The sequence below is a fragment of the Lysobacter sp. F6437 genome, assembly GCF_052547215.1.
On sequence record NZ_JBQWRB010000003.1, the window covers coordinates 41304 to 68003 of the forward strand.

The window sequence follows — 26700 nt, forward strand, 5'->3', positions numbered from 1 at the left end:
GCACCTGCTGGAGCCCGAATGCCCATCGAATGGCTGCTTTTTCCATTGCTCGGCATCGTTGCCGGGGTGCTGGCCGGGCTGCTCGGGGTCGGCGGCGGGCTGGTGCTGGTCGCCGCATTGTCGTGGTTGTTGCCGCTGCTCGGCGTGCCTCCCGAGGCGGCGATGCACGCGGCCCTGGCCAGTTCGCTGGCGAGCATCGTACTGACCGCGGCCGCCTCGGCGCGCGCGCACTCCGGGCGCGGCAGCGTGTCGTGGCCGACGGTCGCGTGGATGGTGCCCGGGCTGCTGCTCGGTGGCTGGCTTGGCAGCGGCATCGCGGTCGGGATCGATGACGACGTGCTGCGCTACATCGTCGCCGGCTATTGCCTGCTGGCGGCGGCGCAGCTGCATTTCAGCCGGCCACGTGCCGACCGCGACGGTTCGGCGACGGCCCCGCGGGGCTTGCCGATGAGCGCCGCGGGCGTCGGCATCGGAGGGTTGTCGGCGGTGGTGGGTATCGGTGGTGGCAGCATGACCGTGCCGTTGCTGGTGTGGCGCGGGCTGGCGCCGGTGCGCGCGGTGGGCACCTCGTCGGCCTGCGGCGTCGCGATCGGCCTGGCCAGCGCGCTCGGCTACGCGCTGCACGCGCCGGCCGGGGCGTTGCCGGAACATGCGATCGGCTATGTGTACCTGCCGGCGGCGATCGGCGTAGCGGTGGCGTCGGTACTCGCCGCGCCATGGGGCACGCGTTTGGCGCACCGCCTGCATGGGGATGTGCTGAAGCGGGTCTTCGTGGTGTTCCTGATCGCGATGGCCCTGAGCCTCTTGCTGGCGGGCTGACGAATTTTGCTGAATCTGGCGTAAATACACACCATTGCGGTTGTTTCACAAAATGCTTACAAACGGGTGACGTCGCAGACAGGGGTGCGGCGATTTCGCAATCGTTTTTCTACGGAGAGAGAAGTCGATGAACGCACCCCGTCGCCACCCGTTGGCGAAAGCCGTTTCGTTGTCGCTGCTGGCTTTGGTTCCGATGCTTGCCACGCCTTTACTGGCCGCCGCGCAGGACCCCGACACCGCCCCCAGCGCCACCACCCTCGACACCGTCCAGGTCACCGGCACCCGCATCAAGAAAGCCGAGATCGAGACCCAGACCCCGGTCCAGACGCTCAGCCGCGATGACATCGAGCGCACCGGCCTGACCTCGATCGGCGACATCCTGCAGGAGCTCACCGGCTCGGGCTCGGCGCTCAACACCAAGTTCAACTCGTCGGGCAACTTCGGCTTCTCGCCCAACGGCGATGGCGTCGGCGCGGGTTCGGCCCAGGTCGATCTGCGCAACCTCGGCGCCAAACGCGTGCTGGTGCTGGTCGACGGCATGCGCTGGGTCAACGAGTCCTCGGCGTCCGGCGTCGGCGCGACCACCGACCTCAACACCATTCCGCTGGCGATCGTCGAGCGGATCGACGTGCTCGAGGACGGCGCCTCGTCGCTGTACGGCTCCGACGCGATCGCCGGCGTGGTCAACATCATCACCCGGCGCAACTTCGAGGGCGGCCAGGTCACGCTCAACTACGGCCAGTACGGCGAGGGCGACGGCACGTCCAGGGGCGTCGATGTCGCGTGGGGCATGAACACCGAGCGCAGCAACCTGTTCCTCGGTGCGAGCTGGGTCGAACAGGATGCGATCTCGGCCAACACCCGCGAGCAGTCGCGCTTCCCGGTACCCGGCACCGGGCTGACCTTCGGCAGTTCGGGCACGCCGCGCGGGCGCTTCATCATCACCGACCCGAACACCGGCGTGACCCATGACATCACGCCCAACGAGGGCGACAACGACCCGTTCTACGATCCGGCCCAGACCGGTTGCGAGCGCACCGACGGCTACCACTGCTTCGCCACCGCCGACCGCTTCAACTTCGCCGAGTACAACATGCTGCTCACGCCGTCGACGCGTACCGGCGTGTTCGGCCAGTACCGTTTCTACTTCAACGACAACGTGCACGCCTACGCCAAGGCGCTGGTCAACCGCCGCGAATCGGTCAACCAGGCCGCGCCGGAGCCGATTTTCCTCGGCCTCGATGCCGGCACCGGCAATGCCTTCGCCGACGGCATGTTCGTGTCGGCCGACAACCCGTACAACCCGTTCGGTTTCGACCTGGCGTCGATCGACGACCCGGCCACGCCGGAGAACGAGGCCAACCTGATCCTGATCGGCCGGCGCCCGGTGGAGGGCGGGGCGCGCGTATTCGAGCAGGTGGTCGACACCCAGTATTTTGGTGCCGGGTTGGAAGGCAGCTTCGAGGCCGGTGCACGCACCTGGTTCTGGGACGTCAATTTCGCGCACAGCCGCAACGAGGCCGAGCAGACCAACTTCGGCAGCTACGACATCCGCAACATCGCGCTGGCGCTGGGCGATCCCGATGCCTGCGCCGCGGTGCAGGGCTGCGTGCCGCTGAACGTGTTCGGCGGCCCCGGCACGCTGACCCCGGAAATGCTGGCATGGATCCAGCCGGTGGTGCACGACCGCAGCGAACAGGAACTAAGCCAGTTCACCGCCAACGTGTCCGGCGACCTGTTCGACTTGTGGGCCGGTCCGTTGTCGGCCGCCGCCGGCATCGAGCACCGCAAGTACGAGGGTTCCTACAACCCCGACCCGCTGACCGTCGCCGGTTTCTACAACGGCGTGCCGTCGCTTCCGACCTCGGGCGAGTACGACGTCAACGAGGCCTATGTCGAATTCAACGTGCCGCTGATCGAGCAGGGCGCGTTCGGCAAGAGCCTCGATCTCAGCCTGGCTGGACGTTACTCCGACTATTCGACCTTCGGCAGCCAGTTCACCCCGAAGTACGGCCTGCGCTGGCAGGTCGCCGACGAACTGCTGTTGCGCGCGACGTATGCGGAAGGCTTCCGTGCGCCGTCGATCGGCGAGCTGTACGGTTCGGCCAGCCGCGCCGACCTGCAGATCGACGACCCCTGCCTGGTCGGCGTCGACGGCAGCCCGGCGACCGGCGATGCGGCCAACTGCGCGGCGCTCGGGGTGCCGCCGGGCGCGGTCCAGACCAACTCGCAGATCTCGGTCACCACCGGCGGCAATGACCAATTGCAGCCGGAGACCGCCAACAGCTTCACCGCGGGCATGGTGTACAGCCCGGGCTTCGGCGCCAACGCGTCGTGGTCGGACCGGCTCGACCTGGAACTGACTTTCTACCGGCACAGCATCGAGGGTGCGGTGCAGGCCATCGACGCCCAGACCCAACTCGACCTGTGCGTGGAGACGCTGGACCCGCTGTACTGCGACGGCATCACCCGCACCTCGGTCGGCAGCATCAACGCCTTCGGCAACCGCTTGACGAACCTGGGTTCGATCAAGACCGACGGCTGGGACGCCGACGTGTTCTGGACCCTGCCGGAGACCGCGGCGGGCCGGTTCAAGCTGAGCTGGCAGAACACCTTCGTGACCCGCTACGAGGCGATCGGCGGCGCCGGCCAGGTGCAGCCGCGCACCGTGGGGATCGAGGTCACCGACAGCGCGATCCCGGACTGGACCTCGACCGCGGCGCTCGACTGGGATCGTGGCAACTGGAGCGCGGCCTGGGTGGTCCGCCACATCAGCGAGTTGACCGAGGATTGCGGCGACGCCGCTTCGTTCGCGGTCTGCAGCGACGGCGCGGTGGTCGGCCAGGACGACGACGGCAACGACATCTGGGCCGGCACCAACACGCTCGACGCGATCACCTACCACGACCTGCAGCTGGGCTACGAGTTCGACTGGTTCAAGGGCCTGCAGCTGACCGGTGGCGTCAACAACGTGCTCGACAAGGATCCGCCGCTGTGCCTGTCGTGCTCGCTCAACGGCTACGACGCGTCGACCTACGACATCCCGGGCGGGCGCTATTACTACGTGCGGGCGAACCTGCGGTTCTGAGTCCCGAAGCGGGAAAGCAGCGGCCGGTGGAATTACCGGCCGTTCGCTTTTGTAGGAGCGGCTTCAGCCGCGATCGGAGACCCGGTCGCTCATCCGACTCCATGATCGCGGCTGAAGCCGCTCTTACAGAAGAGCGCGGCGCGGCACGTCCAGCTCCAGTGAGATCGCCAGGTGGTCGGAGCGTGCCGCCGGCATCGCGCAGGCGCCGGAACAACGCAGGCCGTCGCCGATCAGGATGTGGTCGATCGCGCGCTGCGGGCGCCAGCTCGGGAAGGTGTTGACCACGCAGTCGGGCGGTTGCAGCCGGGTGGTGCGGAACAGCGCCTGCATTTCGGGGCGCTCGATCGGGCAGTTGAAGTCGCCCATCAGCACCGCGTGCGGATGGTCGTGCAGCAGCTCGGCGATGAAACCCAGTTGCGCCACCCGCGAGGCGGCGCCCAGCGAAAGGTGCACGATCGCAACCGTAAGGCCGTCGTCGCCATCGCCGAACCGCGCCAGCAGCACCCCGCGGCCACTGATGCGGCCCGGCAGCGAATGGTCGACGACCTCGCGCGGTTCCAGCCGGCTGAGCAGGCCGTTGGCGCTGGAGGCGACGTTGCCGACGCGGCGGTTGGGCTGGTGGCTCCAGTAGTCGAAGCCACCCCGCTGGGCCAGGTAGTGGGTCTGGTTGGTGAAGCCCGAGCGCAGGCTGCCCGGGTCGCTCTCGTTGAGGCCGACGATGTCGTACTCGCCGGCGAGCTGGGCGATCTGGTCGAGGCTGCCGCGCTTGTTGCCGGCCGGCAGCACGTGCGACCAGCTGCGCGCGACGTAGTCGTGGTAGCCGCGCGTGCTGGAACCGGCCTGGATGTTGGCGCTGAGCAGGCGCAGGCGCTGGCTGCCCGACGGAGGGGCCTGGGCACCGGAGCGGTCGTGGCCGGGGGCATCCATCGGTCGTCGGTCAGTCGACGGCGCCGTCGTTGCCCGGCGACGGGGTCGCCGCAGGCGCGGGCGCCATCGCCGCGCGCTCCATCGCGACCAGGTGGTCGGTGATGCGCAGCATGTCCTCGAACGACTTGCCCTGGACCCGGTACTTGCCGTTGACCACCAGGGTCGGCGTCGACTGCACGCCGCTGCGGATCATGAACTGCTTGCCGCGATTGACCTGGGCGTTGTTGGCGAAGCTGTTCATCTTGGCGAGGAACGCCTTCGGGTCCGCACCGTAGGCGGCGTAGAACCCGGCGACGTCCGCTTCCTTCGGCCTGTCGCCTTCCCCCGGCATGCTCTGCTGCACGTGGATGGCGTGGATCAGGTCGTCGTGGCTCTGCTCGACCAGGCCTTCGGACTCCGCCACGTAGAAGCCCTTCGCGTACGGAATCCAGTCGGGTCCGAATGGCGCCGGCACGTAGGTGAAGTCGACATCGGCCGGCCGCTTGGCCTTCCAGTCGTTGGCGAGCGGCTGGAACGCGGCGCACGCCGGGCACACGTAGCCGAATACTTCGACGACTTCGATCCTGCCGGGGTTCGACCGGTACGGCGCGCCACCTGCGATCGCGACGTAGTCCGTGCCGGCCACCGGCGCCGGGCCGACGGGTGGCACGATCGGACCGGGCACGCGTTCCGGTGCCGGGGTGTTCGCTGCCGCGGCCGCGGCCGGTGCCGAAGGTGACGCGGGGCTCGATGTGGCGGCCGGTGCGGCCGCGTTGCCCGCCGCGGGTGTCGCTGGCGTTGCGGTATTGGTGGGTGCCGGCGCTTCAGGCGCACACGCGGCCAGTGCGAAGGCGGCTGCGAATGCCAGCCCGATGCCGCGCAGGCGAACGGCGTGACGGCTCATTCGCCTGCTCCCGCGGCCGGTGCGGCATCCGCGGGCATCGCGGCCCGCTCCATCGCGATCAGGTGGTCGGCAATGCGCAACTGCTCATCGAACGCCGCGGTCTTGATGCGGTACTTGCCATTGATGATCAGGGTCGGCGTGCTCGGGGTGTCATTGACGAAGCTGCGCTCGATGAACTGACGTGCCTGGCTGAGTTTGGCGTTGATCGCGAAGCTCGACATGGTGCTCGTGAACTGTTTCGGGTCGACGCCGAACTGCGCGTAGAACTGGCCCAGTTGCTCATCGGTCGGCAACGGCTGCACCGGCAGGCTGCGGTCGACGTGGATCGCGCGGAACACCGCCTCGTGGCTCTGTGCGGCCACGCCCATCGCCTGCGCCGTGAAGAACGCCTTGGCATACGGCATCCAGTAGCCGCCGAACGGCGCCGCCATCGGGACGAACTCGACGTCGGCCGGCAGCCCGGTGGACCACGCACTGACCAGCGGTTCGAACGTGGCGCAGTGCGGGCAGGTGTAGCCGAACACTTCGACCACCTCGATCTTGTCGTTGCCGGCCTTGAACGGGGTGCCGCCGGGGATCACGACGTAATCGGTACCGGCGACCGGGGCCGCGCCGACCGGCGGCACGACCGCGCCGGGCGTGCGGGCCGTGGCTCCGCTCGCGGCCGGCGCGTTGGTTGGCGTCGAGGCATTGCTGGCGGGGGCGGTCGTGCTGCCGGGGTTGGCCGGCGCGGGCGCTTCCTGCGAGCAGGCGGCCAGGGCAAGCGCGGCCGCGAGGGTCAGGCCGAGGCGGTACAACATGGCCGGGCGCGGAATCATGGGCGGATCTCCATCAGGGAATCGGGGTGGCGGCAACGCCGCGGCTCCGGCAAGGATACCGGTCGTGCCCGCATGCGGATGTGCAGCGCGCTCACTTCGCCGCGGCGCGCTTCAGGCGGGTGCGTTCCATCTCCACCAGCGCCGCGGCGGTGTCCAGCAGCTCCTCGAAACTGTCGCCCAGCACCCGATACCTGCCGGCCACGATCAGGGTCGGCGTGCCCTGGACCCCGCTGCGGCGCAAGAACTCGCGCGCATGCTGCAGCTTGGCCTCGGTCGCCTCGCTGGCCATGTCGGCGATGAACTGCTCGGTGTCGGCCCCATGGGCGGCGTAGAAGCCGGCGATCTCGGCCGGCGTGGCGTTGCTGATCGGCAGGCTGTGGGTCTGGTGCAGCGCGTCGAACATCGCGCCATGGGTCTTGCCGAGCAGGCCCTGCGCTTGCGCTGCATGGAATGCCTGCGCATACGGGATCCAGTAGCCACCGAACGGCGCCGGCACCGGCACGAACGAAACGTCCGCCGGCAGCCCGGCCTTCCACTTGCTCACCAGCGGCTCGAAATGGGCGCAGTGGATGCAGGTGTAGCCGAATACCTCGACCACCTCGATCTTGCCCGGCTGTGGCGCGAAGGGCTGGCCATCGACGATTTCGACATAGTCGGTGCCCACCACCGGGGCTTGACCGGGCAAGGCGGCGAGCGCCGACAGCGGCATCAGCGCAAACAGCGACAGGACGGCGTGCAGCGCGAGGCGGGGCAATGCGGGTTTCATCGGGGGGCTCCCTTTTGGGGCGGGCATAAAAAACGCCGACCGCAGGTTACGGTCGGCGCAATGAACAACAGGAGTCTGGACTGGGACCGCGCGAGATGCCGCGAGTTCCGTTGCGCCAGGCGTGAGGACGCCCGGCCGGCGTACCTGTTTGGATCAACCTTCGCCTTCGGGATCGGCGGTGGCTTCACCCGGTACGGCCGCCGGGGTCGCGGCTTCGGCCGGGCTGTCACTGTCGACGGGGGCGGCAACTGCATCGGCAGCACCGGTGCTGGCCTCGCCCGCGCCTGGAACCACGCTAGGCGTGGTGCCGGGGCCGCTCGAGGTCACCGCCGCCGGCGCCATGCCGGCGATGGCCACGTCGTTCGCGCTCGGGTGCAGGCCCTGCAGGTAGCTTGCCAGCGCGCCGATTTCCTGGTCGGTCAGTTCGCTGGCGACCGTCGCCATGATGTTGAACAGGTGCGGTTCGCGCTGGGTGGTGGTACCGGCGCGGTACTCCTCCAGACGCCGCTGGGTGTAGGCGGCCTGCTGGCCGGCCACGTGCGGATAGGCCGGGCCGGGGTTACCGGCGCCATCGGGGCCGTGGCACGCCATGCACGCCGGGATGCCGCGCTCGGCGTCGCCGGCCATGAACAGCTGCTCGCCGATCTCGAAGAATTTCATGTCCTTGTAGGGACCGTCGGCGACCACCGCGTCGTCGGCCACGCCGGCGCCGGAGGTCTGGGTGGCGTAGTACGCGCCGACGTCGCGGGCGTCCTGTGCACTGAGCATGTCGGCGAACGGCTTCATCACCGCGCTCATGCCGGTGTTGCGCTCGCCACTCTTGAACAGTGCGATCTGGTGCGCGATGTAGCGCTCGCTCTGGCCGGCGATACGCGGGTACTGCGGGTCCGTCGGATTGCCGTCGAGGCCGTGGCAGGCGGCGCAGGTGCCGGCCAGCGTCGCGCCCTTGGCGGCATCGCCCCAGGTCGTCGTCGCAGCCACGTCCTCCAGCGGCGCGGTCTGCACCGGCTCGGCATCGGGGATCGGGGTGACCGTGGTCTGGGCATAGGCAACGGCGGCTGCCGCAAGGGCAACAAGGCCGGCAAAGCCGAGGACGCGGGCGTGGCTCATTGGGATTGGCTCCGGAAAACACTGAAGTGACGGCCCGCAAACGGCCGTCGGAACCGCAGAATTATCGTCGCGGGGCGCAGGCGGGTCAACGCGAGGACGCCGGATGGATGCGGCGGAGCGCTCCGCGGCCACGCCGGGACCCCGCCGTGCGATCCTAGCGGCATGGCCAATCCCCTTGCCCGCGCCCAGTACATGCTGGCGGCGCACAATCCGCAGCAACTGCCGCCCGACGGCGGTTTCGAGGTCGCGTTCGCCGGCCGCTCCAACGCCGGCAAGTCCAGCGCGCTCAACGCGATCTGCCAGCAGAACGCGCTGGCACGGGTCTCCAAGACCCCCGGACGGACCCAGCAACTGGTGTTCTTCGACATCCCGCCGACCACCGACCGCTTCCTGGTCGACCTGCCCGGCTACGGTTACGCCAAGGTCCCGAAGGACCTGCAGGCGCATTGGCAGGCGTTCCTCGATCGCTATTTCCGTACCCGCGAGGCGCTGAAGGGACTGGTGGTGGTGATGGACATCCGCCATCCGCTGAAGGATTACGACCGGCAGATGCTCGGCTACGCGGTCAGCCGCGGGCTGCCGGCGCACGCGATCCTGACCAAGGCCGACAAGCTCGGCCGCGGCGCGCAGGGCAATGCGATGCTGGCGGTGCGCAAGGACATGCAGGCCGAGTACGGCGACGCGGTCAGCGTGCAGCTGTTCTCGGGCGAGTCCAAGCAGGGCGTCGACGAGGCCCGCGCGGTGATCGGCGGCTGGCTGCAACTGACCCCGAAGGGGACTTCCTCCGGGGCGTAGGAGCGGCTTCAGCCGCGATCCGGAGTCGGTACGGACGAACGATTGTCCGATCGCGGCTGAAGCCGCTCCTACAAGCGCGATTGTCCCGGGGATGGGCTGGAGCGTTGCGGTTCGGCGACATTCGCTCGCCATCCCTCTCGTTACACTGCGCTGATTCCTGCGAATGTCGGCAGCACGCCGCATCGCCGGCTCCCCCGTCCAGCGAGGTGCACGTGTCCGGTCCCAGCCACGTCAAGGATGTCCCGATCGAAGCCGGAGCCGCAGGTCGCGCGCAGCTGCTCGACTTCCTGGTGTCCGGCGCGCGCGCCCGCGACGACTGGAAGATCGGCACCGAGCACGAGAAGTTCGGTTTCCGTACCGATGACCTGCGTCCGCCCACGTTCGAAGGCGAGCGCGGCATCGAGGCATTGCTCAAGGGCCTGGTCCAGTTCGGCTGGGCCCCCGTCGAGGAGCATGGCCGCGTCATCGCGCTGACCCGTGACGGCGCCTCGGTATCGCTGGAGCCGGCCGGCCAGCTGGAGCTGTCAGGTGCCCCGCTCCAATCCCTGCATGAAACCTGCCGCGAAGCCGCCACCCACCTGCGCGAGGTGCGCAGCGTGGCCGAGCCGATGGGCCTTGGTTTCCTCGGCATGGGGTTCCAGCCCAAATGGCGCCGCGACGAAATGCCGTGGATGCCCAAGGGCCGGTACAAGATCATGCGCGAGTACATGCCGAAGGTCGGCACGCTTGGCCTCGACATGATGACCCGCACCTCGACCGTGCAGGTCAACCTCGATGTCGCCTCCGAAGCCGACATGGTGAAGAAGTTCCGGGTCTCGCTGGCGTTGCAATCGATCGCGACCGCGCTGTTCGCCGACTCGCCATTCACCGAGGGCAAGCCCAACGGGTTCCTCAGCTACCGCTCGCAGATCTGGACCGACACCGACCCGGATCGCACCGGCCTGCTCGACTTCGTGTTCGAGGACGGCTTCGGCTACGAGCGCTACGTCGACTACCTGCTCGACGTGCCGATGTACTTCGTCTACCGCGATGGCGCCTACATCGACGCGTCCGGGCAGTCGTTCCGCGACTATCTGGCGGGCAAGCTGCCCGCGTACCCGGGGCACACCCCGACGCTGCAGGACTGGGCCGACCACAGCACCACCGCGTTCCCCGAAGTGCGGCTCAAGAAGTACCTGGAGATGCGCGGCGCCGATTCCGGCCCGTGGAACCGCATCTGCGCGTTGCCGGCGTTCTGGACCGGGTTGCTGTACGACGACACCGCGCTCGACGCGGCGTGGGACCTGGTCAAGGATTTCAGCCTCGCCGAGATCCATGCGCTGCGCGACGGCGTGCCGAAGCAGGCGTTCAAGTTGCCGTTCCGCAACGGCACCGTGCTCGACCTGGCCCGGCGCGCGGTGCAGATCTCCGCACATGGGCTGGCCCGCCGTGCGCGGGTCAACGAGAACGGCAGTGACGAGAGCATCTTCCTCGGCCCGCTGATGGAACTGGTCGAGGCCGGAATCACCCCGGCCGAACGCAAGCTCGAACTGTTCCACGGCCCGTGGGGTGGCAGCGTCGACCCGGTGTTCAAGGAGTTCGCGTACTAGGTGCCGTAGTCCGGGTGCCTTGTCCCCATGGGGACTTCCCTGGGCGTAGGAGCGGCTTCAGCCGCGATCTGAAATCGACGCGGGCGACCAGCTATCCGATCGCGGCTGAAGCCGCTCCTACAAAGGGCCCCCGTCGACCGGGGCGTTCTGTCTGTCTCCACGCGGCCCTGCGTTACCGTAGGCGGCATGACGAACCTGCCCGATACCCTGGACGAACCCCTGCGCACCGTCGAGTTCGGTGCCACCGACGCGCTGCTGCGCGAGGACGTCAAGACGCTCGGTACGCTGGTCGGCGAGATCCTCGCCGAGCAACGCAGCCCGGCCTTCCTCGCCGAGGTCGAACGCCTGCGCCGGGCCGCGATCGGCCGCCGCGAGAACGCCGCGCCGGTCGACGAGCTGGCCGACGCGATGGCGGCCTCGGCCGCGGGCACCGACCTGCAGCACGCCAGCGACCTGGTCCGGGCATTTTCGACCTACTTCCAGGCGGTCAACCTGGCCGAGCGCGTGCATCGCATCCGCCGCCGCCGCGAACACGAGCGCGCCGGTGACGGTGCCCAACCCGGTGGCCTACGCGACGTGATCGGTACGCTCGCGCGGCAGGGCGTGACCGCCGACGAACTCGCCGCGCTGCTGCCGCGGCTGCGGATCGAGCCGGTGTTCACCGCCCACCCGACCGAGGCCGTGCGCCGGGTGCTGCTGCACAAGGAGCGCCAGATCGTCGCCGCGCTGGTCGCCGACATCGACCGCGGCCGCACCCCGGCCGAGCGCCGCGCCGACCGCGAACGCATCCGCCTGGCACTGACCGCGAGCTGGCAGACCGCCGAGGCGCCGACCGCCAAGCCCAGCGTCGCCGACGAGTTCGAGCACGTCGGCTTCTACCTGTCGGAGGTGTTGTACCGGGTGTTGCCGGTATTCCACGAGGCGTTCGACGAGGCGTTGCGCGAGCACTACCCCGATGCGTCGCTGGCCTTGCCCGACGTGCTCGGTTTCGGCAGCTGGGTCGGCGGCGACATGGACGGCAACCCGAACGTCGGTGCGGCCACCATTGCCGCGACCCTCGCCGGCCAGCGCGCGCTGGTGCTGGACGCATACCGGCGCGACCTCGATGCGCTCGGCGAACTGCTGAGCCAGTCGCAGGCCCGGGTCGAGGTCGAAGCCGCGGTGCTGGCACGCGTCGACGGGTACCGCGAACTGCTGCCGCGCGCAGCTGAACGGCTGCACCCGCGCCACGCCGACATGCCGTACCGAAACCTGGTCACCCTGATGGTCGAGCGGCTGTGGGCGACCCGCCACGACGAGCCCGCGGCCTATCCCGACGCGGCGGCGTTCGAGGCCGACATCGCATTGATCGCCGACAGCCTGCGCGCGCATCGCGGCGAGCACGCGGGCGGCTTCGCGGTGCGCCGGCTGCAGCGACGCGCGCGCAGTTTCGGCTTCCACCTCGCCAGCCTCGACCTGCGCCAGGATTCGGCGGTGCACGATGCCGCGCTCGCGGCGCTGCTCGATGATCCCCAGTGGGAGTCGCGCGATGCCGGTGACCGTGCCGCGCGCCTGCACGGCTTGATCGAAGGTCGTGCAAATGTCGCCAACCCCGACGACGAAACCGCGCTGTCGACCCTGGATGTGTTCCGAACCGTCGCCGAACTGCGCCCGCGCTACGGCGACCGCGTGTTCGGCCCCTACATCATCAGCATGAGCCGCAGCGCCGCCGACGCGCTGGCGGTGCTGGCGCTGGCACGCATCGCCGGGTGCATCGAGAACGGCGAAGTGCCGCTCGACGTGGCGCCGCTGTTCGAGACCGTCGACGACCTCGACGCCGCGCCCGACACCCTGCGCGAGCTGTTCGCCGATCCGGTCTACCGCCAGCACCTGGCGGCGCGCGGCAACCGCCAGGTGGTGATGCTCGGCTATTCCGACAGCGCCAAGGACGGCGGCATCGTCGCCTCGCGCTGGGCCTTGCAACGCACCCAGATCGCATTGACCGAACTGGCGCGCGACAGCGGCGTGCGGATCGCGTTCTTCCATGGCCGCGGCGGCTCGGTCAGTCGCGGCGGCGGCAAGACCGAGCGCGCGGTGATCGCCGCGCCGCGCGGTTCGGTCGACGGCTATCTGCGACTGACCGAGCAGGGCGAGGTGATCCACCGCAAGTACGGCATCCGCGCATTGGCGCTGCGCAACCTCGAACAGACCACCGGGGCGGTGCTGCGCGCGACGTTGCGGCCACGGCCGCCGGAACCGCGCGAAGCGCACTGGCGCGAGATCGCCGCGCAGCTCGCGCTCGATGCACGCGCGAGCTACCGCGCGCTGATCCACGAGCATCCGGATTTCCCCGCCTATTTCCGCGCCGCCACCCCGATCGACGTGATCGAACGGCTGCGGATCGGCTCGCGGCCAAGCAAGCGCGGCAACAAGGGTGGCGTCGAATCGTTGCGCGCGATCCCGTGGGTGTTCTCGTGGGCGCAGAACCGCTCCGGCCTGACCGCGTGGTACGGCGTCGGCAGTGCGCTGCAACGTGCCCTCGACATCCACGGCCGCGATGTCCTGGCCGAGATGGCGCGCGACTGGCCGTTCTTCGGCACACTGGTCGACGATGTCGAGATGGTGCTGGCGAAATCCGACCTCGGCATCTTCGAGCGCTATTCCCGGCTTGCCGTGCAACTGCCCGAAGGTGACCTGCATGCGCGCCTGCATCCTGGCATCAAGGGAGAGTTCGAGCGCACTCACGACGCCGTGCTCGCGATCAAGGACGAATCCGAATTGCTCGCCCACGACCCGCGCCTGGGCCAGTCGATCCGCCTGCGCAACCCGTACATCGACCCGATCAGCCTGCTGCAGGTCGACCTGCTGGCGCGCTGGCGCGCCGGCGACCGCGAGGACGACGCATTGCTGCAGGTGCTGATGGCGACCGTCAACGGCATCGCCGCGGGCATCCAGAACACCGGCTGAGCTGATTGCGGTTCCACGCAACGTCGAGCGCCTATTCAAGTATCGACGGCGGTGCGGGCATTCGGCTGCTTCCGTGCGCATCGCGGGCATCCGGGCCGTTGCAGGAGCGGCTTCAGCCGCGATCGGAAAATCGTTCGCCCGCGCCGACTCCGGATCGCGGCTGAAGCCGCTCCTACAGAATGGCGGCCCGGCGCGTACGGAAAGGCGCTCCCCGTGTCGTCGGCCTATCATTGAGCCATCCCCGCATTCCGGAGTCCCCGCCATGAAATCCCGCGCCGCCGTCGCCTTCGCTGCCGGCCAACCGTTGCAGGTCGTCGAGATCGACGTCGAGCCGCCGCGCGCCGGCGAGGTGCTGGTCCGCATCGACGCCACCGGCGTCTGCCACACCGACGCGTTCACCCTGTCGGGCGACGATCCGGAAGGCATCTTCCCGGCCGTGCTCGGCCACGAGGGCGGCGGCGTGGTGGTCGAGGTCGGCGAGGGCGTCACCAGCGTCAAGCCGGGCGACCACGTGATCCCGCTGTACACGGCCGAATGCGGCGTGTGCAAGTTCTGCAAGTCGGGCAAGACCAACCTGTGCTCGTCGGTACGCGCGACCCAGGGCCGCGGCCTGATGCCCGACGGCACCACGCGGTTCTCCTACAACGGCGAGCCGGTCTACCACTACATGGGCTGCAGCACCTTCAGCGAGTACACCGTGGTCGCCGAGGTCTCGGTCGCCAAGGTCAATCCCGAAGCACCGCTGGAGAAGGTGTGCCTGCTCGGTTGCGGCGTCACCACCGGGATCGGGGCCGTGCACAACACGGCGAAGGTGCAGCCCGGCGACTCGGTTGCGGTGTTCGGCCTTGGCGGGATCGGGCTGGCGGTGATCCAGGGCGCGGTGCAGGCGAAGGCCGGGCGGATCATCGCGATCGACACCAATCCGGGCAAGTTCGACTTGGCGAAGTCGATGGGCGCGACCGATTGCGTCAACCCGAAGGACTTCGAAAAGCCGATCCAGGACGTGATCGTCGAGATGACCGACGGCGGCGTCGAGTTCAGCTTCGAGTGCATCGGCAACGTCGACGTCATGCGCGCGGCGCTGGAGTGCTGCCACAAGGGCTGGGGCGAGTCGGTGATCATCGGTGTCGCCGGTGCGGGCCAGGAGATCCGCACCCGGCCGTTCCAGTTGGTCACCGGACGGGTCTGGCGCGGCAGCGCGTTCGGCGGAGTGAAGGGTCGCAGCCAGCTGCCCGGCATGGTCGAGCAGGCGATGCGCGGCGAGATCGACCTCGACCCGTTCATTACCCATGAGCTCCCGCTGGAGCGGATCAACGAGGCGTTCGAGTTGATGCACGAAGGCAAGTCGATCAGGACCGTGATCCGATACTGAGGACGCTCCTGCCGACAACAATCGGGCGGTTGTAGGAGCGGCTTCAGCCGCGATCAGGAGTGATCAACCGACACGATTTCAGATCGCGGCTGAAGCCGCTCCTACAAGAAGCAACATCTGCGCGAGGTCGACATGCAACGCATCGAACAACACGCCTGCTTCGGTGGCCAACAGGAAGTCTGGCAACACGCGTCGAGCACGCTCGACTGCACGATGAAGTTCGCCATCTACCTGCCGTCGCAGGCTGCGCGCGGCCCGTGCCCGGTGCTGTATTGGCTGTCCGGCCTGACCTGCAGCGAGCAGAACTTCATCCAGAAGGCCGGCGCCCAGCGCTACGCCGCCGAACATGGCCTGGTCCTGGTCGCGCCCGACACCAGTCCGCGTGGCGACGGCGTGGCCGACGACGACGGTTACGACCTCGGCCAGGGTGCGGGCTTCTACCTCAACGCCGCCCGCGAGCCATGGGCGCGCCACTACCGCATGCACGATTACGTGGTGAGCGAATTGCCGGCGCTGGTCGACGCGCACTTCCCGACCACCACCGCGCGCGGCATCAGCGGCCATTCGATGGGCGGCCACGGCGCGCTGGTCATCGCGTTGCGCAACCCGGGTCGTTATCGCAGTGTCTCGGCGTTCTCGCCGATCGTCGCACCGTCGCGCGTGCCGTGGGGCGAGAAGGCATTCGATGCCTATCTCGGCCCGGATCGCGAACTCTGGAAACAGTGGGATGCATGCGAACTCGTCCGCACCGCGTGTGAACGCCTGCCGCTGCTGGTCGACCAGGGCGGCGCCGACGAGTTCCTGCAGGTGCAACTGCGTCCGGAGCTGCTGCGCGATGCCTGCGCCGCATTCGGTCATCCCCTGACCCTGCGGATGCAGCCGGACTACGACCACAGCTACTACTTCATTGCCAGCTTCATCGGCGAGCACGTCGCCCACCATGCGGCGGCGCTGCAGGAATAGAAGCTCCTAAAAAGGAGCCAGTTCGAAATCGGTGAAGGCGAAGCGGCCGTCGCGCAGGACGGTTTCGCCGCGCTCGACCTGCAGCGGCCGTTCGAACATCGGCCCGGCGGAGACGAGGGTGTGGAACTCGCCGTCCTCGCCGCAGGGGTCGCAGCCCGGCGGCAGTTCGGCCAGCAATACGTCGTCGAATGCGCGTCCACTGAATGCCGCGTCGAGCTGCTGGGTGTCAACGCAGCACAGGCGCGTGCGCAGACCGCCGGCGATCATCGTGCGTGCCAGTGCCGCGGTATCGCTGCCGAACAGGGGGGTCCGGATGGTCCAGCCGTGCCGTGCGCACAGCGCTTCGCGCCAGGCACGCACGTCGGCCAGGCGCAGGTCGCCGAACGCGATGGTGTCTAGCTCCGGCCAGCGTTCACGCGCGGTGCTCAGCGCAGCGGCGAACGCGGCCTCGTAGGTATCGTTGTCGCAGGCTTGCGGGATCACCGACTCGATCAACGGCAGGCCCACCGCATCGGCCTGTGCCTGCAGCACGTCGCGGCGGATGCCGTGCATGGCGATGCGGTCGAAGCCGGCGGTGACCGTGGTCAACAGGCCGGCCACGCGCACGTCGTCGCGCTGGCGCAGCGTATGCAGGGTCCAGGCAGCGTCCTTGCCACCGCTCCAGGCGAGCAGGATGTCGGTCATGCGGCCATTGTCGCCCGGTGGGCGGGTTTGTAGGAGCGGCTTCAGCCGCGATCGGGGAATCGTTTGCTCAAGCCGGTTCCCGATCGCGGCTGAAGCCGCTCCTACAAAAGCCCGCTTGCGAGCCGCAATCGACGCGTGCGCGGGCTCAGGCCGCCGTCACGTCGCGCAGTTCCCAGCCACTGCCGGCCAGCAGCCGCAGGCGCTGCTTGAAGACGTTGCCGGGCAGCGAGGTGGTGACCACGAGGTCGATGTGCATCGCGTCCCGCTTGCCTTCGACGGTCGCGTCAGGATCGGTCGCGGCCAGTGCCTCGTCGATGTCGTCGGGGTCGTCCTGCCGCGCACGCCAACGCTGGAACAGTTCGTCGCTGCGCAGCGCGGCCTGCAGTTCGCTGGCGAAGCCATCCGCGCCTTGCGACTTGAACGACAACTCCGGATCGGCGCCGCGGGCGCGGTCACCGTCGGGCAGGGCGATGTAGTAACGAGTGGCCATGGCGGTTTCCTTGTATGGGCGGGAAAAGCTTAGGGAGACTGGCATGGGCCCCCCGTGAAGCGCCACCGGCGCCCTGTAGGAGCGGCTTCAGCCGCGATCGGATAATCGTTCCGCCCGTGCCGATTCCAGATCGCGGCTGAAGCCGCTCCTACAGGGGCGTATGGCTCAGTCGAGGTGCACGTGGCCGCCGTGGTGACCCTTCGGGCAATGGCAGACCGCGGTCGGGCCGAACTCGGTGCCGAAAGTCTGGCCGTCGCGGTGGCGCTGCCAGTAGAAGTTCGGCTCCGGAGTCGCGTCGTTGCCGATCTCGGCCATGTCGGCGTCGACGTCGAACAGGCGGCCGTCGACCATCACGTAGCGGGTGTCGATGGTGGCGCGGATGTCCTCCAGCGGGTTGGAGTTCAGCACCACCAGGTCGGCCTGCTTGCCGACTTCCAGCGAGCCGATCTCGGCATCGAGGCCGAGGTAGTCGGCACCATCGATCGTCGCCGCGCGCAGCGCCTCGAAGTTGCTGAAGCCGCCCTGGGTCAGCAGCCAGATTTCCCAGTTCGCGCTCAGCCCCTGCAACTGGCCGTGGCCGCCGATCTGGATGCCGACGCCGGCATCGCGCAGGACCTTGGCGGCCTTGGCGACTTCGACGTGGTAGTAGTCCCAGTCCGGTGCGGTCTCGCGACGGATGCTGCGCGCGTCGAGGGTCTCGCGCGGGAAGAAGCGGTTGAGCTTGTCGTTCTCCCAGACGTTGTCGCGCGCGTACCACCAGTACTCGCCCGACAGGCCTCCGTAGCTGACCACCAGGGTCGGCGTGTTGCGCACGTCGGTCTGGCTCCACAGCTCGACCACGTCCTTGTACAGCGGTGCGACCGGGATGTTGTGCTCGATACCGGTGACGCCGTCGAGGATCATCGTCATGTTGTGGTGGAAGGTGGAGCCGCCTTCCTCGACCACCAGCATGCCGAGCTCCCTTGCCGCGGTGTTGATCTGCTGGCGCTGCTCGCGGCGCGGCTGGTTGTAGCTCTTGACCGAGAACGCGCCGTTGGCCTGCATCCGGCGCAGGTGGCTGCGGGCGTCGTCGAGCGAGTTGACCACCGCCTTGAAGTCGCCGTCGGCGCCGTACAGGATCGTGCCGGTCGAGAAGATCCGCGGGCCGACCATTTTTCCGGCCTTCTGCAGCTCGGCCTCGGAGAACACGAACTCGGTGGTCGCCGAGGGGTCGTGCATGGTGGTGATGCCGAACGCGAGGTTGGTGTAGTACGCCCAGTTCTGCTGCGGGACGACACCCTGGCCGAAGTGCGCGGCGTGGGCGTGGACGTCGATGGTGCCGGGCACGATGGTCTTGCCGGTGGCGTCGATGACGTTGGCGCCGGCCGGCACCTGCACCGAACCGGTGGCGCCGATCGCGACGATCTCGTCGCCGCGCAAGACAATCGTGCCGTTGTCGATGACCTCCTCGGAATTCCCGGCATCGCGCATGGTGATGATGCGCGCGTTGGTGAACGCGACCAGCTCGTCGGGCGCGTCGACCGGCACGGTCAGGCCGACCGCGATGCCGCCACCGTGTACAGGCTTTGCGATCCCGGTGTTGCCGTCGGTCAGGAACGCGAAGCTCTCGTCGAGCGAACGCGAGTGGTACTTGTCGCCGACCATCCAGTGCAGCGACTCGCTGTCGGCCGCCCAGTGCAGGTAGCTGCCGACATCGGCACTGACCGCGGTCACCGGGATCGCCTTGGAGTCCTTGCTCAGTTCGATCGCCTTGCCGGTCGACACCATCGGCGCGACGTAGGCGTTGAACAACTCGGTGAACGCGACCCACTTGCCGTCGGGGCTGACCTTCACCGAATCGACGTACTTGAGGTTGAACACCTCGCGCGGGTCTTCGCCGTGCAGGCCGACCGACATCAGCTTCTTCTCCAGCCCGCCGCCGGTCAGATAGAGCACGCGCGAACCGTCGGCGTTGAACTGCGGCGCACTGCCCTTGTCGGCGACCCGCACCGGCGTGCCACCGCGCGCCGGCATCACGTAGACGCCCTGGTCGACCGACCACAGGCTGCCGGTCAGGCCGCTGCCGCCGCTCTTGGAATACACGATCCGATTGCCGTCGGGCGAGAACCGCGGGTTGTAGTAGAAGCCCTTGTCGTCGGTCAGGCGGGTGCCCTTGCCCGAGCCATTGGCGTTGCGCACGTAGATCGCGCCCATCGCCGCGTCCGACCAGGTGGTGTAGAGCAGCTTGTCGCCATTGGGGCTGAAGCTGGGCTCGTATTCGTACAGGCCCTCGTTGCTGGTCAGGCGACGCGGTTCGCCGCCGGGCAGCGATTTGCGCCACAGCGTGCCGAGCGCGTGGAACACCATCGTGTCGCCGTCGGCCGAGGTCGCGACGTCGCGGATCATCTTCGGCGCGAAGCTGCCTTCGTCGATGTCGTTCTGGAAGCGCAGCGGCTCGGTCACGGTCTGCTCGACCTGCGCGGTGAACGGGATTTCCGTTGCCTCGCCGCCCGGCATCGTGATCCGCCACAGCTTGCCCTGCGCCCACAACACCACCGACTTCGAATCGGGCATCCAGTCGAAACCGGTGTACGGCCCGAAGATCGCCCAGGCTTCCTGCTGGTCGTGGCTGAGGCCGTCCCACACCGGTCGTACCTCGCCGCTGGCGAGATCGAGCACGTGCAGCACCGACTTGTCGCGGATGCGCTTGACGAACGCCAGCGACTTGCCGTCCGGCGACGGCTGCGGCCGCACCGCGCCGCCCGGGGTCGCGACCAGGGTGTCGGTCTCGCCTGTCTGGCGGTCGAGCCGCTTGATCGCGTAGATCACGTCGTGCGGGTTCTTGTTGTACTGGAACGTCTCGCCGCCGCTGACGTCCTCGGAGTAGTAGACATGGCGGCCGTCGGGCGACACCGCCGGTTCGCCAAGGTCCTGCTGCTCGTTCTTCTTCTCGGTCAGCTGCAGGCCCTCCTTGCCGCCGCTGACGTGGTACATCCACAACTCGCCGGCGCCGAGCGAGCGCTCGGAGGTGAAGTGCTTGCGGCCGATGATGAAGCGGCCGTCCGGGGTCCACGCCGGATTGTTGAGCAGGCGGAAGTCCTCCTGCGTGACCTGCACCGGGTCGCTGCCGTCGGTGTCGATGCGCCACAGGTTGTTGCCGCCACCGCGGTCGGAGGTGAACGCGAACTCGGCACCGTCGGGTGACCAGCGCGGCTGCACGTCCCAGGCCGGCCCGGAGGTGATGCGTTGCGCGGTGCCGCCGCTGATCGGCAGCCGGTACAGGTCACCGAGCAGCGAGAACACCAGCTCGTTGCCATCGGGGGCGACGTCGACGTCCATCCAGGTGCCTTCGTCGGTGCTGAAGCGAATGGTCTTTGTCGGACCGTGGGCGGCGCTGACGTCCCACTCCTTTTCCGCTTCGTCTTCGCCATCGCGCGCGGTCTTGCCCTTGGCGACGTCGGGCGCGGCCTGCGCCGGGTCGGTGCCGACCGGGTCGAGTGCGTCCTGCTCCAACTGCACCGGGTCCTGCGCAAGCGCGGGCAGGGCGAAGGACGCGGACAGCGCGCTGGACAGCGCGAGGACGAGCAGGCGAGGGGTCATGGACGGGGCACTTGTGGCAAACGAATCCCGCAGCGTAGCCGTGCAGGCACGCCAGTGCGTAGGCAGGAAGTCCCAAGGCGGGTTTGCCGATGGTGGCGACCGGAGATGATCGGTTGCCACCGCACGACCGTTCCGGGCTTTCCGCTCCTGTGTCGGGGCTTCGCCTGTGCCGGAGCTTCACGTAGGAGCGGCTTCAGCCGCGACCTGGAGTCGGTGCGGGTGAACGGTTCCAGATCGCGGCTGAAGCCGCTCCTACAAAAGCCCCGAGCTTTCGCGCTTTACCCGCCCATCAGGCTAGTCGAAGCGGATGCCGCCCTCGGATGCGAAGCCGACCACCACCGCGCCCTTGCCGACGTTGACCATGCCGGTCAGGCTCATCACGCTTTCGAACAGCTCGATGTTGTTGTCGACGCAGGCCGCGCGTAGTTCCTGGTAACCCGGCAGCGCGCGCATCTCGTCGAGCTCGCCGCCATAGCTCAGGCACACCGTCGGGGTCATCAGGCCGGCCTGGATGCGCTTGATGGTGCCGGCGAACACCTTCTCCACGGCGGGCTCGAAGCCCTTGATCTTGGCGACTGGCCCGGTCTCGCCGCGGTTGCAATGCAATACCGGCTTGATGTCGAGCGCGCTGCCGAGCGCGGCGCTGAGCAGGCTGACGCTGCGATCGCCCTTGGTCCGGGCACGTGCGCGCAGGTAGTACAGGTCGCGTGGCACCAGGTAGCCGTGGGTGTGCAGGGCGAGGTTTTCCAGCCGTGCACGAATCTTCGGCGCGCCCTCGCCGGCGTCGCGCAGGCGCACCGCTTCGACCGCGGTGATGCCCTGCGCGGCGAACAGGTTCTGGGTATCGACCACGCGCAGCGCGAATGGCGTGTTGTTGCCGGTTGCGGCGCGCACGGGCTTGTAGTCGTTGAGGATCGCGAAGCCGGCCTGCTGCGCGTTGTCGAAGATCGGGCTGCGCGACCTGGTGATGGTCATGCAGAACACGTAGTCGTAGTCGATCACCAGCCGCTCCAGGAACAACTGGTGGATCTGCTGCACGGTGAACGGCATGGTCTCTGCTTCGGCGCCGCCCTCGGCGACATGCGCGTGGAGGAACTCCAGCGTGGCCTCCTCGTTGCGGTGGTCGGCCAGCACCGCCTCGCCGATGCGCACGGTGATCGGCAATACCGTCACCCCGTGTTGCTGCAGGTACTCCAACGGCAGATCGCAGGCCGAGTCGACCACCAAACCAATACGCATCGTTGACCCCCGGGTCAGAATGACGACGTTCGTCACAAAACGCCGACAGCATACCGCCGCCGCGGGGGTTGGTGGGTATCGGCTCTATCACGTGTCCGGCGGGGCAGCTACCGCCATGGGTAGGGCTCGAGCGGACCGTGGTCGCAATCCGGCGATACGGTTAATGCCAGACGCTGAGGATCAGCCCAAACAGGCAAAACTGGAGTGATGTGGTAGCGATCGATCAGCGCTTTTGTAGGAGCGGCTTCAGCCGCGATCGGATGCTCGGCTGCTCGTACCGGTTCCACGATCGCGGCTGAAGCCGCTCCTACGAAAGCCAGGAGCGCGGAACCACAAGCAGCGGAAAGCACCGGGCCCGCACGTGGCGGGCCCGGTGGAGTTGGGTCACGGCGCCGTGCCTCAGCGACTGTCGCCCGCGGGATAGGCCCTTGGCAGTCCGCCATTCGCGCGTGGCACCTGCGGGCGCAGGTAGCGGTCGCGCAGTTCGGTCTGGCGGCTACGCATCTCGATCGGCTCGCCGTCGAACCACACTTGCAGCGCGACTTCGCTGACCTCCAGCGGGTCGCCGCTCCACAGCACCAGGTCGGCACGCTTGCCAACAGCAATGCTGCCCAGTTCGTCGGCGACGCCGAAGGCCTGCGCCGGCACCGAGGTCAGCCCGGCCAGGCCGTCGTCCCACGGAAGCCCGTTGGCGACCGCGTTGCCGGCCAACTGGCGAACCTTGCGCGCGTTGTGGCTGGCATCGCCGCCCTGGCTGAAGCCGACCGCGACACCGGCGGCCTGCAGACGCGCGGCGTTCTCCATGCTGGAGCCGATCTGGTCGAAGCCCGACGGCAGGTTGGCCAGCGGATCGACGAACACCGGGACCTTGGCCGCCGCGAGTTTCGGGGCGAGTTTCCAGGCTTCGGCACCGCCGGAAATCGCGATGTCGACGCCATGGCGGTCCGACCAGCGCAGCAGCTGGCGAATATCGGCGGCGCGGTCGACCTCGACCACCACGCGGCCGCCGCCATCGATGTACTTCTTCAGCGTCGCGCGGCCGGCCGGGGTCAGCAGCGCGGCGTTGGCGTCGGGTGCGATCCGGCCGTTGGCCTCGTCGATCAACTGGTCGAGGATCATCCACTGCGCCGCGCGCGAGCGGCCGCTGAGGCCGGCGGCATCACTGCCCAGATCGATGAACAACACATCCGGGCCGGCCGGGTCGACGCTGCCGTCGAGCCGCATCACCGCGCCCTGGCCGCCGATGATTGAGCCGCCGTCATCGTTGCCGGCGCCGATCAGGGTCCAGCCGATGCCCTCGACCCGGTTGACCGGGATCAGCACCGAGGCCGGGTTGAAGGCCAGGGTCACGTCGAATTCGGGGCGCACCATCATCTGGTGGGTTTCCGCGCCGAGCGCGAGGGTGTTGTCGACGGTCGAGCGTTCGCCCGAGACCTCCTCGATGCCGATCCCGGTGATGCCGCCGAACAGGGTCGGGGTCAACGGCCGGTCACCGGCCTCGACTACCTGCACGCCGGCCGGTGCGGCGAGGCCGGTGCCGATCGCCGCGATGCGACCGTTGCGCACCAGCACGTCGGTGTTTTCCAGCGTGCCCTGCGCGCCGCCGGTATGCACGGTGGCGTCGCGTACGAGCATGTCCTGCGCGTTCGCGGTCAGCGCCAGGCACGACAGCAACGCGACCGCGAGCGACGACTTCAACGCCGCCGTCCCCACGCTACGGCCGCTCACAGCACACCCCCAGCCTGGATCGCGTCACCGGTCGACTGGCCCAGCATGAAGTCGGACTCCGGTTGCCGTGACGGGTCGTCGCGGTCGTACACGCGCGCACCGTCGACATACACCTGCTCGGCCTGCGCATAGACACTGAACGGCGTGCCGTTCCAGACCACCACGTCGGCCATCTTGCCGGCCTCCAGGGTGCCGGTCTGGTCGAGGATGCCCATCGACTTGGCCGGGTTGGCGGTCAGCCACTGGATCGCGTGCTCGGGCGTGATCTCGATGCCGGCAAGCTTCGCGTGCGCCATGACCTTGGTCGCCTCCTGGTTGAGCCGCTGGATGCCTTCCTCCGAGTCGCTGTGCACGATCGCGCAGCTGCCGGCCGGGCGGTCGACCAGCGCGATGTTCTCCTGGATGCCGTCGAACGCCTCCATCTTGAAGCCCCACCAGTCGGCCCAGAGTGCGCCGCAGACCCCCTCGGCGGCCAGCCGGTCGGCGAGTTTGTAGGCCTCGACCGCGTGGTGGAACGCGGCGACCTTGAAACCGAACTCGTCGGCCAGGTCGAGCATCGTCGCCATCTCGTCGGCGCGGTAGCAGTGGATGTGGACCAGGATGTCGCCGTTGATCGCGCCGGCCAGCGTCTCCAGCTTGAGGTCGCGCTTGCCGCCGCTGTCCTGGCCGCTGTCGGGCTCGTCGGACTGCCACCAGCTGCGCTTTTCCGCGGGCTTGGTGTCGCCGCCGTTCTTCTTCAGGTATTCGGTCGCGTCGATGAAGGCCGCGCGGTAGCCAGCGACGTTGCCCATCCGGGTCGACGGCCCGCCCTTCTCGCCATACACCCGCTTGGGGTTCTCGCCGCAGGCCATCTTCAGGCCCCACGGCGCGCCGGGGAACTTCATCGCCTGGTAACTCACCGCCGGCACGTTTTTCAGGGTCACGCCGCGGCCGCCGACCAGGTTGGCCGAACCGGGCAGGATCTGCAGCGAGGTCACGCCGCCGGCGCGCGCGGCGTTGAAGCCCGGGTCCTGCGGCCAGACCGAATGCTCGGCCCAGACGTTGGCGGTCACCGGCGCGGTCGCCTCGTTGCCGTCGCTGTGCGCGCGTGCGCCGGGGCTGGGATAGACGCCGAGGTGCGAGTGCACATCGATGATGCCGGGCGTCACCCACTTGCCGCTGCCGTCGACCCGGGTCGCCCCGGCCGGCAGTTCCAGCGACGGCCCGACCGCGACGATACGGCCGTCGGCCATCAGCACGTCGGCGTTGTCGAGCCGCGCGCCGGTGCCGGTCAGCACGGTCGCGTTGTCGATCAGCACCGGCGGCGCGGCGATGCGCTGGTAGGTGCTCGGATACGGATCGTTGGTGAACGGTGACGCGCCCTTGTCCGGCGTGGCGTGGACGGCACCGCCGCCCAGCGAGAAGGCAAGCGCGGCCGCGAGCGCGGCAAGCTGTGGTCGGTGCATCGATTCCCCGTTCATTGGCGTGGACAACCATCGGACCGTAGCCGTGCGCCGGGGCGGTGCCAACCCTGACGAACGTCACGGCCGGGTGACCGGCGCCACGGAACCCATGGATCGCCCGGCAACCGGCCGATTGGGCAAATCGCAACGGCTGCGATGCCATCGCGGCACACTGTCGGCCTGGAGGAATTCACCGATGGAACAATTCGCCTACCTGCTCGCCGGCGCCGTACTGACCTGGGCGTTCTACTTCGTCCAGCGCCGGGTCGAGCGGCGCCCCACGGTCGAGGCGATCGACCGCAACCAGAAGCTGCTCGCGCTGAAGCAGGGACTGGAAGGCGCCAACACCAGCCTCGACGAACTGCGCCGGTTCGAGAGCCGGCTGATCGGCAAGGCCGAGGCCGCCGTGCGCATCGCCGACCGCTACGTCAACGAGGTCGCCGAGGTCGCGCGTTCCGGTGACGAAACCGCGTTCGACGAGGACGCGATGAACGAGCGCGCGATCACCTCGTTCCGGCAGGTCGACGCGCGGCTCGACGGCCTGGTCGCCCGCCTGCGCGCGCAACTCGATGGCCATGGGCTGGACGCGTTCGAGGCGGTGCACCTGGGCTGGCGGGTATACCGCGAGCGCTATGCGCGTTTCATCGCCGAGTCGTATTCGGGTGGCGCGGCGGGCGGGGCGATCCAGCCATTGATCCACGCGGTCACGCTGGAAAGCATCACCGCGGCATGGATCACCGAGCTGGAAACACAGTTGGGCGATGATGACTGGGATGACGGCGATGAGGCCGAAGCGGACCGTTGAGCCGCAACGCGGACGTCGTCCGCCTACACGGACTTCCGCGCCGGCTTGCTAGGCTGCGGTTCGACTCAGACGGAGGTATTGCGATGGATGCGAGGGCAAGCGAAGTCGTCGGTTTCTGGCGCGAGGCGGGGCCATCCAAATGGTTCGGCGGGGGCGTGGCGTTCGATGCGCAATGCCGCGACGCCTGCCTCGACCTGCACCTGGCCGCCGCGCGTGGCGAGCTGCACGACTGGGCCGAGTGGGCCGAAAGCGCGTTGGCGCTGGTGCTGCTGCTCGACCAGATCCCGCGCAACGTGTTCCGCGGCAGCGCGCACGCCTATGCCACCGACCCGCTGGCGCGAAATCTGGCCGAGCGCGCAGTCGGGCACGGCTTTGACCGGCAGGTCGACCCGGACCTGCGCACGTTCTTCTACCTGCCGTTCATCCATTCCGAAGCGATGCTGGACCAGCAGCGCGCGCTGGAGCTGTACCAGTCGATGGACCAACCCGGCGCCGACAAGTGGGCCGTGCACCACCACGGCATCATCGAGCGCTTCGGCCGCTTCCCGCACCGCAACCACCTGCTCGGCCGCGCCACCAGCCCCGCCGAGCAGGCCTTCCTGGATGAGGGTGGATTCGGCGGCTGAGTCGACGCGAACGGCAGGAAAATGTAGGGGC

At 68.5% G+C, this 26700-nt stretch carries 19 protein-coding genes and 1 pseudogene; 9 read left to right on the plus strand and 11 right to left on the minus strand.

What is annotated here, in order from left to right:
- The first annotated feature begins 18 nt into the window (after positions 1–18).
- Entirely contained in the window at positions 19–819 is an 801-nt protein-coding gene (locus tag ACT9F5_RS10355; RefSeq protein ID WP_445119877.1) for a TSUP family transporter, read from the plus strand.
- Between the two features lie 127 nt (positions 820–946).
- Entirely contained in the window at positions 947–3907 is a 2961-nt protein-coding gene (locus ACT9F5_RS10360; RefSeq protein ID WP_445119878.1) for a TonB-dependent receptor domain-containing protein, read from the plus strand.
- 123 nt (positions 3908–4030) lie between these two features.
- On the opposite strand, the gene ACT9F5_RS10365 is transcribed toward ACT9F5_RS10360, so the two are convergent.
- The 5 genes and pseudogenes from ACT9F5_RS10365 to ACT9F5_RS10385 all read right to left on the minus strand — a co-directional run.
- Positions 4031–4768: an endonuclease/exonuclease/phosphatase family protein gene (locus tag ACT9F5_RS10365; RefSeq protein WP_445120101.1), complete on the minus strand. Its 738-nt coding sequence runs from the start codon at positions 4766–4768 to the stop codon at positions 4031–4033.
- A 76-nt stretch (positions 4769–4844) separates the two neighbouring features.
- Positions 4845–5717 (minus strand): thioredoxin domain-containing protein, encoded by an 873-nt coding sequence (locus tag ACT9F5_RS10370; protein WP_445119879.1) that lies wholly within the window; start codon positions 5715–5717, stop codon positions 4845–4847.
- Positions 5714–6517, minus strand: a complete 804-nt coding sequence (locus ACT9F5_RS10375; RefSeq protein ID WP_445120102.1) for a thioredoxin domain-containing protein — start codon at positions 6515–6517, stop codon at positions 5714–5716. The genes ACT9F5_RS10370 and ACT9F5_RS10375 overlap by 4 nt, the downstream gene beginning before the upstream one ends.
- Positions 6518–6626: 109 nt before the next feature.
- Positions 6627–7301 (minus strand): DsbA family protein, encoded by a 675-nt coding sequence (locus ACT9F5_RS10380; RefSeq protein WP_445119880.1) that lies wholly within the window; start codon positions 7299–7301, stop codon positions 6627–6629.
- Positions 7302–7631: 330 nt separating this feature from the next.
- Positions 7632–8411 (minus strand): annotated as a pseudogene (locus ACT9F5_RS10385) (c-type cytochrome); the annotation flags it as partial.
- Positions 8412–8573: 162 nt separating this feature from the next.
- Between ACT9F5_RS10385 and yihA the strand changes: the two are divergent.
- From yihA to fghA, 5 genes are all read left to right on the plus strand, one after another.
- Positions 8574–9206 (plus strand): ribosome biogenesis GTP-binding protein YihA/YsxC, encoded by a 633-nt coding sequence (yihA, locus tag ACT9F5_RS10390; RefSeq protein ID WP_445119881.1) that lies wholly within the window; start codon positions 8574–8576, stop codon positions 9204–9206.
- Between the two features lie 212 nt (positions 9207–9418).
- The gene (locus ACT9F5_RS10395) at positions 9419–10795 is read left to right on the plus strand and encodes a glutamate--cysteine ligase (RefSeq protein WP_445119882.1); all 1377 of its coding nucleotides are present in this window, start codon (positions 9419–9421) and stop codon (positions 10793–10795) included.
- A gap of 207 nt (positions 10796–11002) precedes the next feature.
- Positions 11003–13741, plus strand: a complete 2739-nt coding sequence (gene ppc, locus ACT9F5_RS10400) for a phosphoenolpyruvate carboxylase (RefSeq protein ID WP_445120103.1) — start codon at positions 11003–11005, stop codon at positions 13739–13741.
- Positions 13742–14003: 262 nt separating this feature from the next.
- On the plus strand, positions 14004–15113 hold the full coding sequence (locus ACT9F5_RS10405; protein ID WP_445119883.1) for an S-(hydroxymethyl)glutathione dehydrogenase/class III alcohol dehydrogenase: 1110 nt from the start codon (positions 14004–14006) through the stop codon (positions 15111–15113).
- Between the two features lie 132 nt (positions 15114–15245).
- Positions 15246–16076, plus strand: coding sequence for an S-formylglutathione hydrolase (gene fghA / locus ACT9F5_RS10410; protein ID WP_445119884.1), 831 nt, complete (start codon positions 15246–15248; stop codon positions 16074–16076).
- 6 nt (positions 16077–16082) lie between these two features.
- Here the strand turns inward: fghA and ACT9F5_RS10415 are convergent, their stop codons facing one another.
- The 6 genes from ACT9F5_RS10415 to ACT9F5_RS10440 all read right to left on the minus strand — a co-directional run bounded on the left by ACT9F5_RS10415 (position 16083) and on the right by ACT9F5_RS10440 (position 25241).
- Entirely contained in the window at positions 16083–16760 is a 678-nt protein-coding gene (locus ACT9F5_RS10415; RefSeq protein ID WP_445119885.1) for a Dph6-related ATP pyrophosphatase, read from the minus strand.
- A 145-nt stretch (positions 16761–16905) separates the two neighbouring features.
- Positions 16906–17250, minus strand: a complete 345-nt coding sequence (locus ACT9F5_RS10420) for a hypothetical protein (protein ID WP_445119886.1) — start codon at positions 17248–17250, stop codon at positions 16906–16908.
- Between the two features lie 165 nt (positions 17251–17415).
- Complete coding sequence (locus tag ACT9F5_RS10425; protein WP_445119887.1) at positions 17416–20829, minus strand: amidohydrolase family protein; 3414 nt, start codon at positions 20827–20829, stop codon at positions 17416–17418.
- Between the two features lie 294 nt (positions 20830–21123).
- Entirely contained in the window at positions 21124–22068 is a 945-nt protein-coding gene (locus ACT9F5_RS10430) for a DegV family protein (RefSeq protein ID WP_445119888.1), read from the minus strand.
- Between the two features lie 399 nt (positions 22069–22467).
- Positions 22468–23766: an amidohydrolase family protein gene (locus ACT9F5_RS10435; protein ID WP_445119889.1), complete on the minus strand. Its 1299-nt coding sequence runs from the start codon at positions 23764–23766 to the stop codon at positions 22468–22470.
- A gap of 26 nt (positions 23767–23792) precedes the next feature.
- The gene (locus ACT9F5_RS10440) at positions 23793–25241 is read right to left on the minus strand and encodes an amidohydrolase family protein (protein WP_445119890.1); all 1449 of its coding nucleotides are present in this window, start codon (positions 25239–25241) and stop codon (positions 23793–23795) included.
- 193 nt (positions 25242–25434) lie between these two features.
- Here ACT9F5_RS10440 and ACT9F5_RS10445 point away from each other — a divergent pair, with 193 nt between their 5' ends.
- Together ACT9F5_RS10445 and ACT9F5_RS10450 are read left to right on the plus strand one after the other, a co-directional pair.
- Positions 25435–26043, plus strand: coding sequence for a lysozyme inhibitor LprI family protein (locus tag ACT9F5_RS10445; protein WP_445119891.1), 609 nt, complete (start codon positions 25435–25437; stop codon positions 26041–26043).
- 83 nt (positions 26044–26126) lie between these two features.
- Positions 26127–26669 carry a DUF924 family protein gene (locus tag ACT9F5_RS10450; RefSeq protein WP_445119892.1) on the plus strand — a complete coding sequence of 181 codons (543 nt, stop codon included), beginning with the start codon at positions 26127–26129 and terminating at the stop codon, positions 26667–26669.
- Positions 26670–26700 lie beyond the last annotated feature (31 nt).